Annotated in this window: 17 protein-coding genes; 5 read left to right on the top strand and 12 right to left on the bottom strand. The window is 51.3% G+C overall.

The window, feature by feature from the left end:
* Window positions 1-65 precede the first annotated feature (65 nt).
* Both ACYVI1_RS21985 and ACYVI1_RS21990 read left to right on the top strand, forming a co-directional pair.
* Complete coding sequence (locus tag ACYVI1_RS21985; RefSeq protein ID WP_460912963.1) at window positions 66-1,772, top strand: DUF6909 family protein; 1,707 nt, start codon at window positions 66-68, stop codon at window positions 1,770-1,772.
* Between the two features lie 102 nt (window positions 1,773-1,874).
* Window positions 1,875-3,404 carry a malate:quinone oxidoreductase gene (locus ACYVI1_RS21990; RefSeq protein WP_460912964.1) on the top strand — a complete coding sequence of 510 codons (1,530 nt, stop codon included), beginning with the start codon at window positions 1,875-1,877 and terminating at the stop codon, window positions 3,402-3,404.
* Window positions 3,405-3,450: 46 nt separating this feature from the next.
* On the opposite strand, the gene ACYVI1_RS21995 is transcribed toward ACYVI1_RS21990, so the two are convergent.
* The 3 genes from ACYVI1_RS21995 to ACYVI1_RS22005 form a co-directional block, all read right to left on the bottom strand.
* The gene (locus ACYVI1_RS21995; RefSeq protein ID WP_460912965.1) at window positions 3,451-4,170 is read right to left on the bottom strand and encodes a TerC family protein; all 720 of its coding nucleotides are present in this window, start codon (window positions 4,168-4,170) and stop codon (window positions 3,451-3,453) included.
* A 115-nt stretch (window positions 4,171-4,285) separates the two neighbouring features.
* Window positions 4,286-4,897, bottom strand: a complete 612-nt coding sequence (locus ACYVI1_RS22000) for a TerD family protein (protein ID WP_460912966.1) — start codon at window positions 4,895-4,897, stop codon at window positions 4,286-4,288.
* A gap of 15 nt (window positions 4,898-4,912) precedes the next feature.
* Window positions 4,913-5,491, bottom strand: a complete 579-nt coding sequence (locus ACYVI1_RS22005) for a TerD family protein (protein ID WP_460912967.1) — start codon at window positions 5,489-5,491, stop codon at window positions 4,913-4,915.
* A gap of 115 nt (window positions 5,492-5,606) precedes the next feature.
* Between ACYVI1_RS22005 and ACYVI1_RS22010 the strand changes: the two genes are divergently transcribed.
* Window positions 5,607-6,017, top strand: coding sequence for a helix-turn-helix transcriptional regulator (locus tag ACYVI1_RS22010; protein ID WP_460912968.1), 411 nt, complete (start codon window positions 5,607-5,609; stop codon window positions 6,015-6,017).
* 68 nt (window positions 6,018-6,085) lie between these two features.
* A complete protein-coding gene (locus ACYVI1_RS22015; RefSeq protein WP_460912969.1) occupies window positions 6,086-6,331 on the top strand; it encodes a hypothetical protein in 246 nt (81 codons plus the stop codon).
* A gap of 662 nt (window positions 6,332-6,993) precedes the next feature.
* On the opposite strand, the gene ACYVI1_RS22020 is transcribed toward ACYVI1_RS22015, so the two are convergent.
* From ACYVI1_RS22020 to fumC, 6 genes are all read right to left on the bottom strand, one after another.
* A complete protein-coding gene (locus ACYVI1_RS22020) occupies window positions 6,994-8,142 on the bottom strand; it encodes an NHL repeat-containing protein (protein WP_460912971.1) in 1,149 nt (382 codons plus the stop codon).
* A gap of 162 nt (window positions 8,143-8,304) precedes the next feature.
* Entirely contained in the window at window positions 8,305-9,279 is a 975-nt protein-coding gene (locus ACYVI1_RS22025; protein ID WP_460912972.1) for an SDR family NAD(P)-dependent oxidoreductase, read from the bottom strand.
* A gap of 148 nt (window positions 9,280-9,427) precedes the next feature.
* Complete coding sequence (locus ACYVI1_RS22030) at window positions 9,428-10,009, bottom strand: Crp/Fnr family transcriptional regulator (RefSeq protein WP_460912973.1); 582 nt, start codon at window positions 10,007-10,009, stop codon at window positions 9,428-9,430.
* 134 nt (window positions 10,010-10,143) lie between these two features.
* Window positions 10,144-10,353 (bottom strand): hypothetical protein, encoded by a 210-nt coding sequence (locus ACYVI1_RS22035; RefSeq protein ID WP_460912974.1) that lies wholly within the window; start codon window positions 10,351-10,353, stop codon window positions 10,144-10,146.
* A 2-nt stretch (window positions 10,354-10,355) separates the two neighbouring features.
* Window positions 10,356-10,847, bottom strand: coding sequence for a DUF6932 family protein (locus tag ACYVI1_RS22040; protein WP_460912975.1), 492 nt, complete (start codon window positions 10,845-10,847; stop codon window positions 10,356-10,358).
* Window positions 10,848-10,862: 15 nt separating this feature from the next.
* Window positions 10,863-12,308, bottom strand: a complete 1,446-nt coding sequence (fumC, locus tag ACYVI1_RS22045; RefSeq protein WP_460912976.1) for a class II fumarate hydratase — start codon at window positions 12,306-12,308, stop codon at window positions 10,863-10,865.
* Between the two features lie 142 nt (window positions 12,309-12,450).
* On the opposite strand from fumC, the gene ACYVI1_RS22050 reads away from it, so the two are divergent.
* A complete protein-coding gene (locus ACYVI1_RS22050) occupies window positions 12,451-12,588 on the top strand; it encodes a dienelactone hydrolase family protein (RefSeq protein WP_460913065.1) in 138 nt (45 codons plus the stop codon).
* Window positions 12,589-12,770: 182 nt separating this feature from the next.
* Here ACYVI1_RS22050 and ACYVI1_RS22055 read toward each other — a convergent pair whose 3' ends face one another.
* The 3 genes from ACYVI1_RS22055 to zwf all read right to left on the bottom strand — a co-directional run bounded on the left by ACYVI1_RS22055 (window position 12,771) and on the right by zwf (window position 15,338).
* Window positions 12,771-12,974 carry a hypothetical protein gene (locus tag ACYVI1_RS22055; RefSeq protein WP_460912977.1) on the bottom strand — a complete coding sequence of 68 codons (204 nt, stop codon included), beginning with the start codon at window positions 12,972-12,974 and terminating at the stop codon, window positions 12,771-12,773.
* A gap of 93 nt (window positions 12,975-13,067) precedes the next feature.
* A complete protein-coding gene (gene pgl / locus ACYVI1_RS22060; RefSeq protein ID WP_460912978.1) occupies window positions 13,068-13,814 on the bottom strand; it encodes a 6-phosphogluconolactonase in 747 nt (248 codons plus the stop codon).
* 24 nt (window positions 13,815-13,838) lie between these two features.
* The gene (zwf, locus tag ACYVI1_RS22065; RefSeq protein ID WP_460912979.1) at window positions 13,839-15,338 is read right to left on the bottom strand and encodes a glucose-6-phosphate dehydrogenase; all 1,500 of its coding nucleotides are present in this window, start codon (window positions 15,336-15,338) and stop codon (window positions 13,839-13,841) included.
* Window positions 15,339-15,397: the final 59 nt, after the last annotated feature.

Here is a 15,397-nt window from a genome sequence, read left to right on the forward strand (position 1 = left end):
CCGTTTGCCTGTGCCAATTCTGTATGGTGTAATTTTGGCCCAAAATTACGTTTTCTCCACTGTTCATGAATTTCGTTCCATCTCCTCCCCTAACCCGCGCTCAGGAATCGCGCGTTGCCATTGAGCGGCTCTACATTACCATGCGGCATTTGTTTAACCGGGGGTTCTATAAACCGTCGGGCGTGTCGGGCGAAGAGATACGGCGGGCGCTGCTCACCCTCCAGCCCGAAATTTATGGGCTGGTCGGCGACCCGCAACGGGTTGAATTAGACGGCCTTGTTTATGTGATGGACCGGCTTCCCAAAGGCATTGAAGCGTGTCGGGTTATTTCATTAGCCTCGCGGGAAGGATTTGAAAATGCCCATTTTCCGGCGCTGGTGCCCGCCAAACGCCGACGTAACTGCTACCGCATCGACAATGAACAAATGGTGATTGAAGTGACGAATGGCCGTAGTGAAATCTACGACATCCTGACACACCTGACGTTTATGTTTATGGAAGCCGACAAAATCCATCGCAACGCCTTTCAGGAGAAGGGTGCCCGAATCCGCGAATGGGAAAAGCTGGAGGCCATTATCCAGTCGGGCGGGACCGTGAATGACGACGAGCGGGAACTGGCGCTTATGTACCTAAGTTCGATTCTGGGCCGGACATTCGAAGAAACCCAGCAGGCGTATCAGCGTTTTGCCGAAACAGCAGGCACAAACAGCGGGCTGTTTCAGATTGTTTATGGCTTAGGCAGCGTGTCGATGCGCGAGGTTCGGGAGTCGAAAACGGCCCGCGAAATCAATTTTACGCCCATGCTTCGCGAGCGCATCGGACAGCACCTGTACGGCGAACGCTGGGCCACGCGCCTGAAACAATACATCTGGGAACATAACCTTCAGGAGCGCCCTATTCATATCATCAGCGCCAACCCGCACTCGGTCATGAATTGCCTGTATGCGCCCGCTGCCCTGGCCGACTCAACAACCTGGGACAATTTGTACGATCTGGCCCTGACATTAAGCCAGTCTGCCCGAAAAGAACTCCGTCAGCAGGTAATCGACTATGCAATGAATCATGGGATGCACCTACTGGAAGACCTCGGCGGAACCAGTCTGCTGGTTCAGTTGGTCGATACAGCCCAGGTAGACATCACGCACCTGTCGCCGGAAATAGCCCATGATCCGGACTACATCCGGGCGACGCAACCACTTTTGTTAGTGATGGATTACGCCTTTGGCGAACAGGCCTTCGAAGCAATGGACGAACTGCTGAAACCGTATGACGGCAACAATGAACCGGTTTCGCTCAACGTGGCGTCGATTTCGATTATTGGCAAAGCGGGTATCCTGACCGGTGGCAAAGGCGACCTGATGATTCCAACGGCGCATATCTTTGAAGGCACGGCCGATAATTACCCGTTGGCCAATGATTTCAGCAAAGAAGACTTTGAGGGCAATGGACTGGCCGTGTATGAAGGCGCCATGATTACCGTGCTGGGCACGTCTCTGCAAAACAAAGATGTGCTGAGTTATTTCCGCAACTCTTCCTGGAACGCCATTGGCTTAGAAATGGAAGGCGCTCACTATCAGAAGGCAATCCAGGCGCAATCGAAAATCAGGGGGAGTGTTTCGCCCAATATAAAGGTCCGTTACGCCTATTATGCCTCAGATAACCCCCTGCTCACCGGCGCTACGCTGGCATCGGGCAGTCTCGGTACATTGGGCGTGAAACCCACGTATCTGATTACAATGAAATGTTTAGAGAAGATTTTTCAGGCCAATTAGCCGAACAGGATTGTTGCTGACGCCACCTTTATCTGAAAATCCCGGAACAACCAACCGGCTAATTTTGTAGCTATAAACGAAACATACCGGCCTACTTCAATCATGGCGAACCACAAGAAAACTACCCAAAAAGGGCCTGACGTCGTACTCATCGGCGCGGGTATTATGAGTGCTACCCTGGGTGTGCTGCTCAAAGAGCTGCAACCCGACATTACCATCGAAATTTACGAACGACTCGACAGTGCCGCTGCCGAAAGCTCGGATGCCTGGAACAACGCCGGCACGGGCCACTCGGCATTCTGCGAACTGAACTATACCCCCGAACAGGAAGACGGCTCCATCGACCCATCGAAGGCCATAAAAATTGCCGAATCCTTCGAGCAGTCGAAGCAGTTCTGGTCTTACCTGGTCGAAGAAGGTTTTCTGCACGATGCGCCCAACTTTATCCGCTCCATTCCGCACATGAGTTTCGTGTGGGGCGAAGAGAACGTGGCCTACCTGCGCAAACGCTACGATGCGCTTCAGCAGAACTACCTGTTTCATGGGATGCAGTACTCGGAAGACCAGCGGCAGTTGACCGACTGGATGCCGTTGGTGATGGAAGACCGCAACCCCGAACAACCCGTTGCTGCTACCCGCATGGACATTGGCACCGACGTAAATTTTGGTGCCCTCACCCGTGCCATGTTCCGGCGGTTGAGCGATATGCCGGGTGTGCGGATATATTTCGCCCACGACGTGCGCGACATCTGGCGGTCGAAAACCCTCGGCGGCTGGAAAATTCGCGTCGAAAACGTAACCACTAATCACGAACGCGACATACAAACCCAGTTTCTGTTTATTGGCGCCGGGGGCGGCTCGCTGCGGCTGCTCGAAAAGTCCGACATTCCCGAAAGCCGCGGGTTTGGCGGGTTCCCCGTGAGTGGACAATGGCTCAAATGCGTCAACCGGGAAGTTATTGAGCGCCATCAGGCCAAAGTATACGGCAAAGCGTCGGTGGGTGCTCCGCCCATGTCGGTGCCGCACTTAGATACGCGCATGATTGACGGTAAGCGCGAACTGCTCTTCGGCCCGTATGCCGGTTTCTCGACCAAATTTCTCAAAAGCGGCTCCTACATGGACCTGCCCAAATCCATTCAGTTGAGCAACATGGCCCCCATGCTGATGGCTGGACTACACAATATTCCGCTAACAAAGTACCTCATTCAGCAGGTGATGCAGTCGCCCGAAGACCGCTTAGATGCCCTGCGGGAATATTACCCCGATGCTCAGTTGGACGACTGGGAGCTGGAACTTGCCGGTCAGCGGGTGCAGGTCATTAAGAAAGACGACGAAGAGGGCGGAGTGCTCGAATTTGGCACGGAAGTCGTGAGTGCCGCCGATGGCAGCATTGCGGCCCTGCTGGGCGCATCGCCGGGAGCCTCAACCGCCGTGTCGATCATGCTCGACCTGCTGAAACGCTGCTTCCCGGAGCAACTTGCCACCGAAGCTTGGCAGCAGAAGCTGAAAGAGATGATTCCGAGCTACGGGCAAGTGCTGGCTGACAACCCACAACTTGGGCAGGCACTCCGCAAGCATACGAGTGAGGTGCTGGGGTTGGGCGTGTATGAATTTACGGTGAGTGAAAAGTAGGGGTTTTTGGTATAGTATAGTCGTAGAGGTAGTGATGACATCGTTGCTAATTAATTTGCTTCCTGGGGAAATTAATTAGCAACGATGTCATCACTGGCAACAGAAACAGACCAACCGTGAAGATTGAAATAAACAAATCGGCCTGTTCGCTTTCAAGAAATGTGCACAAAGTAGTCTGACCATAAAAATGGCAGTAAAGTGAGGCTGATAGTTTTAAGCCCAATACACCGATAACCAGAAATGCTACTGTCTCCAGAAAAGGGAACCGCTCCATAAGTCCAACAAAACCCTGAGCTACGAAACGCATAGCCAGAATGCCAATAAATACCCCAAGGCAGATGAGAACAATTTTATCCGTAAAAGCTACAGCCGCAAACACATTATCAACCGAAAATGCCAAATCCATAACCTCCACCAGCGCAACCGTTGCCCAGAATTGGCCCAATGTTCCCAGTGTAGCTTTATAGACTCGATTTTCACTCTTGTTCAGCGTATCATCATCGGTTTCAGGTGTCGCTTTACTTTTAAAATAGTCATAGGTTAGATAAAGCAGATAGAAACCACCAATCGGCTTCAGCCACCAGATATTGACCAACCAGGCGGCAAAAACCAGGCATAAGCCCCGAAAGACGTAAGCCCCAATTATCCCGTATTTCAACGCTTTGCTACGCTGCTTCTCAGGTAGATCCATGACCATTGTGGCCAGAACTGCCGCATTATCAACGGATAATAAACTTTCAATAACGATTAGATTGAGAATAATCAATCCAGCCGCCTGTAGGTCGTCGCCTAACAATTGGTGTAGATATTGCATATTTACTGGTGGGAAACAAATAAAAACGGGTACTAAGCTATTCTGCTTAGTACCCGTTGTGAGAGGTTTACAGAAATTGCTGAACAACAGTCCGAACCGTGTCTTGCAGGGTACGGTCGCGGGTAGGCTCACCGATGGATTCAAACTTCCATTGACCGTTACGCTTGTAGAGTTTAGCCATAATCATGGAAACATGACCGGAAAACTTGGGGTCTTTGGCTATATCAAATTTGGCGAAGACCGACTGTACCTGGTCAGGTGTGCCTTCGTACAGGCGAATGTGGGCAAAAGGTACAATAGCAAAATCATGCCCCCGGTAGCTGTTAAGAATAAAAACAATCTTTTCAATTCCCGGATGCAGTCGAGTCAGGTCAACCGAAATGATCTCATTGTCTAATCCGTCGTCGCCATCAGTATCGCCAACTAAATCATCACCACTGTGTCGTATTGCTCCATCGGTTGACATGAGCTGCTCGAAATAAACAACCTCAACAGGCTGATTATTAGCCGCAAATAGAGCCGCGCTGGCATCCAGATCAACCGGTTCTTTTGTTGTACCAAAGCCAAACAGTCCCGACTTTACAATGGCCCCCCAGTTCAGCCCAACACAAAAATTAGTTAGTTGTGACCCATCGCGTTTCAGGAGGTCGAGTTTATCCCCTTTTGTTAGATTCAGCATGGCATGGAGAAAATCTTATCGCTTATACTTGTTGATAATGTCTTCCAGACCATTGGCTGAGGTACCAACAATATCGCCTAACGTGGTGAACCGCCAGTCACCATCTTTCCGATAAATACGGGCCATTTCAACGGCTGTACCCCGCGACGCATCTTCGCTTAAGTCGAATTGATAAAGAGCCTGATTCGTGTCGGCATTGTAGAGTCGAACAGACGCATTCTTGACTCGTCCAAACGTTACCGGCGAAATTTGTCCGACACCGTAAATAGTGATGACAGCCGTTACTATCTGTACATCGTTAGGAAGACGGCCTAAGTCAATGGTAATCGTTTCGTCGTCTCCATCGGCGGCACCGGTGCGCTCGTCTCCTGAATGCTTAATCGCTCCACCGTAGGCTTCCAGTTTGTTGTAGAAGACTACGCTGTCTTCAGTCAACATTTTTTCGTTTTGATCGAGGATCAAAACAGACGCGTCTAAATCAGCAGTTACGCCTTCTTTAACATCCCAGCTAAGGCCAATTTTGAGTTTTTTCAGACCAGCCTGCTCTTTCGACAGGTTGATGCGGTCACCAGCTTTGACTAATTGTAAGGCCATGATGGAGGAAAGTCTTTTCGTTTTTAGTACCCACAAACATAGAGACTCCCCATTTTTCGTTACCTTTTCAGACCTTTACATTTAGTTGGCTTAAACAATACACCTTGCAGACCGTATGCATACTGGAGAAAAAATCAGAGCAATTCGTACATTGAAAGGTCTTTCCCAGGATAACATGGCCGACATGATAGGGCTGTCGAGACTGGCCTACGGCGATATTGAGCGGGGTAAAACTGACGTAACCGATTCTCGCTTGAAGCAAATAGCCGACGTGCTGGGTATATCGGTTATGGATATCTTCAGTTTCTCGGAGAAAATGGCTAATTTTTTTGACCAGTGTACTGGTGTAGTTGCTCTGAATAACGGCACTCAGACTAATAACTACGACCAGCGCGAACTGCAACACCAGTTAGATAAGGCCAAATTAGAAATCGAGAAACTGCAACTGGAAGTAGAAAAGTATAAAGCTGAACGCGACAGGGCTGAATTGGAAGCCCGCTATTGGCGGGATAAAAAGGAGGAATAATTTGTTTAGCCGTACAAAACCCGCTGTTTTTCAGTTGTGCCTATAGTTATATAAAAACCCAAATAAGCATGACAACTCCGTCAACTCATACGAAACTAAGTGCTATTCAACTGCACTTGTTGCGATTCTTCAGTGAGCGGCCTGTCTCCGATAGTGAAACCGCCGAACTTCAACGCATCATCACTGATTACTATGCTCAAAAAGCCGACCAGCGAATGGACGATTTATGGGAACAGCGGGAGTACACAGAAAAAACGATGGATGAAATTCTGGACGCTTCCCTACGAAAACCCGCTGATGCGTCTGGTCATTGACACAAATTGCCTGTTAGCATCCGTACCCCGTCGGTCTCAGTACAGGTGGTTATACGATGCGGTTTTGGTCGGCAATGTGGAGTTAGCCGTAACCACGGAAATCTTGTTGGAATATGAGGAACAACTTGGTTTATTCTACGCCCCCGACTATGCCGGGTACGTTCTATCAACACTGGTCAATTTATCCAATATAATTCACATAAACCCCCTTCATTTTAACTGGCTATTAGTTGAGAACAACCCTGACGACCGTAACGACGGACCGCAACAAATTCGTTGATACCGCTATTGCCTCAAATGCGGATTACATTATCACAAATGACCGGCACTTTCAGCTATTACAAATAGTCCCATTTCCTTCTGTAATGGTTGTACGTTTGGCTGACTTTCAGCCCATTTTGGCTGCCTATCTGGATTCACGCTCCAAAAGTGGATTTTAGTAGCCGATATATATCGGCTATATCGAAGAAGTTTAAGCAAAAAACGAATAGCTCTATAGCTATCCATTCGCAACTTGGGCAGGCACTCCGCAAGCATACGAGTGAGGTGCTGGGGCTGGGCGTTTATGAATTCACACCCGACGTAACACGATAGTTCGCTTAGGAAACAGTTGTTGGGGCGAGATATAAACCAGACCTCAACAACTGTTTCCTAACAAGGCGTCATTGCCAGGTCGTGGTCACTTTGCGGATGCAGTGGCTGTACTGATCGACGTAAAACACGTCGCCTTTTTTGTTGACCGCTACTCCAAAGTAGCCGTGCGTCGCATCGGCTGCCGGGCTATTATCCGCGAAATCGCTTTTGACAATGTACCGGCTAAGGTGGTAGAAATAATCATCGGGCGTTACCACTTTCAGCGTATTGCCGGTTCCGTCTACGATAAACAACTGCCTGCTGTTTGCGTCAAAATGGATTCGGTATGGCTGAATAACAGCCGCACTACTGCGGGGCGCATCGGGGTTGTAGCCAACACCCGATTTGATATAGGTCGAAACGATGCCGTCGGGCGTAACCTTGCGAACGCAGCGGTTGCCCCAGTCGGGTATGTAGATGTTGCCCGCTTCATCGAGGGTCAGGTCCTCGAACATGCAAAACTGAGCCGCACTGCCCTTGCCATCGGCGTATTTACAAACCGATGTATTTTCCAATGGCTTACCCGCCAGCGTAGTCACTATGTTGGTGTTAAGGTCGATTTTACGCAGGCAATAGTTCAACGCGTCGGCAACGTAGAGGTTGCCCGACTTATCCATCGCGATACCCCTGGGGAAATTAAACTTGGCAGTGGCCAGCGGGCCATCGCGGTATCCCCACGAGTAGCCGCCTTCCGGGTCAGGGCCACCACTCAGGCGGGTCACCTGCCCGTTACTGCTGATTCGGAAGATGCCGTTGGCAACACCATTCGCGTCGCCACTTTCGATGGCGTAGAGCGTTATCCCGTCGCGCGGGTCTACACAAATGTCGGTGACGGAAAACAACCCCTTCGCAAAGGTCGTTACGTTGCCCGCCGGGTCGACCTTCCGAATAACGCTGCCCCCGGTATAGCTGTATTTCTGGTCGATGACGTACAGATTCTCGTTTTTGTCCATGGTCATCTGAGCGGGGTAGCTGAACATAGCCGCTGTGCCTTTGCCGTCAGCGAAACCTTTCTGGGCATCGGTGCCTGCGATGGTCGTGATCGTGACCGACGGCTTTTTGGTGCCGCCGGGCGAGGTTCCGGGGGTTGTTCCGCCCGGCGTAATGGCTTCGGGTTGGGGAGTTGTGCAGGCCAGGGTTGTTGCCAGCATAAGCAGCGATAACAGGATCTTTTTCATTGGTTTGTCGTTTACCTGATTTAAAGGTACCAGCCCCTTTCAAGGCGTGGAAGTGCCGATGGGATGAACCGGAAAAAGCCGCTGGCGAAGCGGCTCAATCCGGTAATCTGGCAAATGAATTTGGGCTGACTAATCAGGACCTGGTTGTTGATACGAACTGGGTTATTTGTCAGGCAGGCTTTTTTCAGGCACAGCCAGTTCGGCAACCAACCGTTCGCTGGTTTCCCACAAATCGCGGGCTTTGGCAAGGTCGTATGATTCCGGCGATGAGGGTTTTTCGCGCCTGTCGTTGGCGTGGTAAAAGTAAAAGTATTTACCCGTCACATCGGCGAAGGCCGGATCGCTAACCAACTGCGCCAGCAACGGCCCGGAGGTCTGAACACTACCAACATTGGGAAACAAACGTAAGATGGGGAATACGTTTCGCCAGGCCCATTGCGCCAACGCTCCCGCCTGACGCGCCAGGCCAGAGCCGGGCATCAAACCCGGATCGTAGGCGTTGACGGTCAAATCCGTTCGTCCCTGCTTCTGCATCCGACGAATCAGTTCATAGGCAAACAGCAGGTTGCAGAGTTTCGAGGTCGCGTACCGCTCAGCACCAACCTGTTGCGGCTTTTCAGTTGTAGGTTCTGGGTGCGCTAATGCTTCGGCTGCTGTGTAGGCCGGTGGCGGCACACCCAGCGCCCTCGCAAAGGGTTCGTCAGGGTAATGGGTTCCACTGCTAACAACCACGATGCGGCCATTCCGGGCGAAGTGCGGCAGCAGCAGATTCGTCAATAAAAAATGGCCGAGGTGATTGACGCCAAACGTCATTTCGATGCCGTCGTTTGTGTATTCGGCTGGACCAATAATCTGCAAACCGGCGTTGTTAACCAAACCGAACAAGGGCGGAAAATCAGTACGTGCCGTTAAATCCTGGACGAACTGACGCACGGATGTCAGCGACGCCAGGTCGAGCATCATGGCATGAACCTTCTGGTTATTTGTCACCTGACGGATAGCGTCGGCGGCTGCCTTATTCCTGGTCTGACTACGGCCCGCCATCACGACGGTATAGTTTTGCCGGGCCAGTGTTTGGGCGGCATAGTAACCAAGCCCCTGGGTGGCACCGGTAATAATAATTGTTTGAGAAGCCATTCGTTTCGTTGCTGAGTTGATTCAGCAAACGTCCGGCTTTCCCATCTCCCGTTTTTTACCAAATGGCAAAAAATCAGGATGCCTGCGGTATTTCATACGCCATATCTTGGAGATATGGCGTATGAAATACCGCAGGCATCCTGAAAAATCAGGCGTGTTCTACGGATAGTTGCTTTCGCAGTCGGCTTAACGACGGGAGGGTAATGCCCAGATACGAAGCAATCACGCCTAAGGGTACTTGCTGCGCCACGTCGGGCTGTTCGATCAGCAAACGCTGGTAGCGTGTTTTAGCATCTTCATAGAGCAATCGACTGCGCTTATGGACTTTTTCCAGCAACGCCCTCTCGGTAATGCGCTGAATGGTCGGGTTCCAGAGCGGAATTTGCCCGGCTAACTGATGAAACCCGTCATAACTGACTGCCCGCACCTGGCAATCGGTCACGGCCTGAATGTTGCCAGTCGTAGGCAGTCGTTGATTGAAACTCTCGATATCGGCCACCAACTGCCCCGAACTCATAAAGTAAAACGTATGCTCAACTCCGCCTTCCGTTTCCTCAAAAACGCGCACAATACCGCGTTCGATAAACCAGATATAGCGGTCAGTTTGCCCGGCCTGTAGTAAAAACTCGCCTTTTCGGTACGTTTTCGACACAAACGCAGCGTCAATCCGTTGCCACTCATCAGCGGAGAAGGGTTGGGTGACGGTGAAGTAGTTGCGGAGTTGAGACATGGGGTTAATTTTCACTCGCCAAAGTAGTCATTGTCTATACGCTTGATGTCATACATAGAGTCATTAGTAAAAACCAAACAAAAAGGTGCCGGACGTTTTCTCCCGACACCATATCTATAACAAAACCGATTTATTCAAACCGATGTGGCTACTACCTCTAACCGATAAGCCTTTAGCGTCTGATTCATTTTACTGATAAAATCCGTTTTCATGTACTCATACTGAGTAATCATTGACGAGTCGTTGGAATGCTGCTGATGAAACTCAATCATCTCATTTAACGACTTGATTTGCTTCAATAAGTCATTTAGGCGAACGTCTAAGGTCATCTCCTCCGATTCCATAATCACTCAGGATTGTAAATTAGTTGGACAAATCCTTTTCTAAAACGTTTACCGAAACGGTTTGGCTTGGTTTGCGTAAACCAGTTATACCAATAAGCTAAGTCATATTCGGTAATATAATACTTCCGACTTTCCGCCCGATAACAACGAACAGTGTACACATCCAAACCCGGAAACAATCGTTTGGCTCCAGCTAACCGAAAACTATCATCAATCACCGATTGTCTGGTATCATATAGTGAATCATCAACCAAAACAACGATGTCAATATCATTGGGATTCAGTTTATTCGTAACAAAGCTGCCATCTATCCAGTGTGTAAACGTACTACAAACTTGATCGGAAAACTGTTCAGTAAACTGTCGATAACTGGCAAATATGGGCCGCCGAGTTGCTGAATCAGGAAATGCATTGACAAATAACTCCTCAAACCCGACAGCAGTCAGCGAGACCATATTTGCTGGAGTTAATAACCCTCTCTCGTCAAATGTCATAAACTCTATAATCGCTTATATCAACGCCCGACCCGTCACCTCCCGAATCGTCGGTGGTGCGGCATCCCGACCGCCCACCATATCTTCCGGCTTCACCCACTCGTTGAACTCCTCCTCCGTCAGATAACCGAGTTTGAGAGCGGTTTCTTTGAGCGTGGAGCCAGTTTTGTGGGCAGTCTGGGCAATTTCGGCGGCTTTGTAGTAGCCGATTTTGGTGTTCAGGGCCGTTACCAGCATCAGCGACGAATCGACGTGTTTTTTGATGTTGGCTTCGATGGGTTCAATACCTTCGGCGCATTTGTCGTTGAACGACACACACACATCGCCGATGAGCCGGGCCGAGTGCAGAAAGTTGTAAATCATGACCGGCTTAAACACGTTCAGTTCAAAATGGCCGTTCATGCCGCCGATGTTGATGGCGACGTCGTTGCCCATCACCTGCGCGGCCACCATTGTCATGGCTTCGCACTGCGTGGGGTTCACCTTGCCCGGCATTATGCTCGAACCCGGCTCATTATCAGGAATATGCAGTTCGCCGATGCCCGCGCGGGGACCGCTCGACAGCATCCGGATGTCGTTTCCAATTTTCATCAGGCTGGCCGCAACGGTTTTCAGAGCGCCGTGCGCTTCCACAATGGCATCGTGCGCGGCTAAGGCTTCAAACTTATTTTCGGCGGTGATGAACGGCAGACCCGTTACGCTGGTAATGTGTTTGGCCACGTTTTCGGAGTAGTTCGGCGGGGTGTTGATGCCCGTCCCAACCGCCGTGCCACCAAGCGCCAGTTCGCTGAGGTGCGCCAGCGAGTTGTTGATGGCCCGAAGCCCATGATCGAGTTGGGAAACATAGCCCGAAAACTCCTGCCCAACGGTCAACGGGGTAGCATCCATGAAGTGCGTCCGGCCAATTTTGACGACGTGCATAAACTGTTTCGACTTGGCCGCCAGCGTGTCGCGCAGTTTGGTAATACCCGGAATGGTCACGTCGAGCAGGATTTTGTAGGCCGCAATGTGCATGGCCGTTGGGAAGGTGTCGTTGCTCGACTGCGATTTATTGACATCATCGTTGGGGTGCATAAACTTTTTCTCGTCACCCAGTTGGCCGCCCTGCAGGACGTGAGCGCGGTAGGCAATCACCTCATTCACGTTCATGTTCGACTGCGTACCCGAACCCGTTTGCCAGACGACAAGCGGAAACTGGTCGTCTAATTTCCCATCCAGAATTTCGTCGCAGGCCTGCCCAATGAGGTCGCTTTTGGCCTGGGGCAACACGCCCGCATCGAGGTTGGTGAGAGCGGCTGCTTTTTTGAGGTAGGCAAACGCCCGGATAATCTCGCGGGGCATTTTGTTGATGTCCTGAGCGATTTTGAAATTTTCGATAGAGCGCTGGGTTTGTGCGCCCCAATACACATTGGCGGGCACCTGCACCGGGCCCATGGTGTCTTTTTCGATACGGTATTCCATGAATTAACGAGTGAAAGAGTGAACGAGCGATTTAAGCAGGCGACGGGTTTTCGCTGGAACGCCAGCCCGGTCATTCGCTCATTAAGTTTATTGGCAAAGGTAGGCGGGGGCTTGTGTTTTACCATACACCCTGGCAGTTTTGGTGCCGTATGATTTGCATGGGTATGAGAACGCACAACACGCGTTCTGCAACGACACCGCGCCAACCCGCACCAACGAAGCAGCCGCCAAATTAGCCTGGAGCCAAACGCTGACGTTTCTGAAGGCCAGGCTGGCATAGGCGGTCATTTACTAAAAAAACAAAACAATTTATTCCCCTATCTGATTGTCTATCAGAAGGCTATTCAGTTTTACCGACTGATAAAGATAGATTCTTCGGCCTGATTAGAAAAACATAGAATCCTGTGGGTTACTTTTCCGGCTTTGGCGCATTAATCATTAACTCCAATCTCTATAACGGCTTCAATTCATGACAAACACGGCAAAATCTGCATTTTTCGCGCTCTCGATGCTGGCTTTAGCAACTGGCTGCTCCAGCACCAAGACTGAATCGACCGGTTCAACAACAACAGTAACTGATACAACTTCAGCCATGAGCAGCTCGTCGATGAGCACATCGGACTCAACCAGTATGATGAGCGATTCGACCAGAATGATGAGTGACACGACGAAGAAAGATTCGATTAAATAATCAGGAACCGGCCATTAATAAAAAAAGGCCCGCAACAGTGCGGGCCTTTTTTTATTCGTAAGAGCAGCTCAGGGCATCGTTTTTCTAACTAACTCAGCCGCTTTCTCATCAACCAGCCATAGCAACTCACCATTCAGGGGCTTAATAACCTGCGACGGATAGTTATCGGGGTCATAGACGCCTTCCAGCACTTCCCGCAACGGTTCGGCTTTTTTCGGGCCAGCCACCAGAAACAACACGCAGGCCGCCCGGTTCACGACGGGGGCGGTCAGGGTCAGGCGGTACATGTTTTGCTGCGTTAGAAAATAGGCCTTCGTCCAGGCTGTTTGTTCGTGAACAACTTCGGTGCCAGGAAAAAGCGAGAGCGTATGGCCGTCATCGCCCATGCCCAGCAACACTAAATCGAACGTCGGGCCGGATGACGCTTCGCCCGAACCGAAATAGTCGTGTAAAATACGGTCATAGTCGGCGGCAGCGGCAGCGGGTTCGAGGTCGGTGCGCCACACATGAATCTGGCTTTCGGGGGTGTATACATGCCCAAGCAGCGTGTCGTAGGCCATCCCGGCATTACTCTGCTCGTCGTCGATAGGCACGTAGCGCTCATCGCCCCAGAAAATGTGCAGTTGCATCCAGGGAATCTGCTCAACGTAAGGCGATTTAGCCAGCAGTTCGTGCAGGGCTTTGGGCGTGCTCCCACCCGACAGGGCAATCGTAAACCGCTCCTGTTTTTCGAGTGTATCCTTAATGCGTTTGGCAATAAAATCAGCCGCCGTTTTGGCCAGTTCAGCCGGGTTCTTTTTGACGATGAGTTGCATGAGAAAAGGTTTGACCTTGAACCATTACTTCGCCATCCACTGGAAGCCGTCTTTTTCAACGAGTTGCCTGGCGGCTTCGGGTCCCCACGAACCAGGTCCGTAGTTGGGAAAGTCGGGTGTTTCGGCTTCCCAGGCTTCCAGAATTGGCGTGACAACCTTCCAGGCGGCTTCAACCTGGTCGGCCCGCATAAACAGCGTGGCATCGCCGGTCATCACGTCGAGCAGTAGTGTTTCGTAGGCTTCCGGCTCCTGCCCGGCATAGGCATCGCGGTAACTGAACACCATCTCAACCGGGTCGATGGCGAGCGTCTGGCCGGGCCGCTTCGCCTGAAACCGCAGCCGGATGTCCATAGCGGGCTGAATGCCGATGGTCAGCCGGTTGGATTGCCAGTTCTGCGTCGCTTCGTCGGGGAAGGCATAATAGGGAGCGGGCTTAAACTGAATGGTGATAACGGTTGCTTTTTCGGGCAGCGACTTACCCGTTCGCAGGTAAAACGGCACATCTTCCCACCGCCAGTTATCGACGAAAAGTTTTATGGCCGCAAAGGTCTCCGTGGTTGAATCGGGCTTCACGCCCTCCTCCTGCCGGTAGCCGGGAACGACCTCGTCCCCTTTTGTTCCGGGTCCGTATTGCCCGCGCACGGCCATGTCCTTCACCTGTTCGGGCTTAATCCGGCGAATGGCGTTCAGCACATCCACTTTCTTATTCCGAACCTCGTTGGCATCAAACGAAATAGGAGCTTCCGTCGCCACCATACACAGCATCTGGAGCAGGTGGTTCTGAATCATGTCGCGCAGGGCGCCGGACCCTTCGTAGTAGCCTCCGCGTCCTTCCAGCCCCACCGTTTCGGAGGCCGTAATCTGCACATAATCAATGTAGCGCCGATTCCAGATGGGTTCAAACAGTGAGTTGGCGAACCGAAGGGCCAGAATATTCTGAACGGTTTCTTTGCCCAGATAATGGTCGATGCGGTAAATCTGCTCTTCGGCAAACAGGCCACCCAGCAGGGTATTCAGTTCCTGCGCCGTTTTGAGATCACGGCCAAAGGGTTTTTCAACCACAATCCTGACCCGCCCTTTATCGCCACAGAGCGATAGTTTGCCAAGATTAGTGGCAATGCCCGGCACCAACTGGGGCGCAACAGCGAGGTAAAACACAACATTGGCCTGCACGCTCCATTCGGCTTCTTTGGTGACTACGAAATCGGCCAGCTTCGAGTAGGTAGTGGCATCACCGGCGTCCATCTGCAGGTACGACACGGCAGGTGCAAACGACTGCCAGGTATCATCGGGGCCATTTTTTCGGCGCGAGAATGACTGCACGCCCTCCAGCAACCGCTCCCGGAAGGACTCATCCGTATACGGGCTTCGGCCCAACCCAACAACGGCAAAGCGGTCGGACAGGTAGTTGTCGAGATACAGGTTGTAGAGGGCGGGGGTGAGCTTACGGAGATTCAGGTCGCCACTGCCGCCAAAGATGAACAAAATGGTGGCGGCTGGGCGCTGATTGGTTGCTGGAATCATAGATCGGGTCGGTTGGCGGGTGCAAATTACTGATGAGCCACCGACTGACCAAATTTACG

It is taken from the genome of Spirosoma areae, from assembly GCF_054781775.1.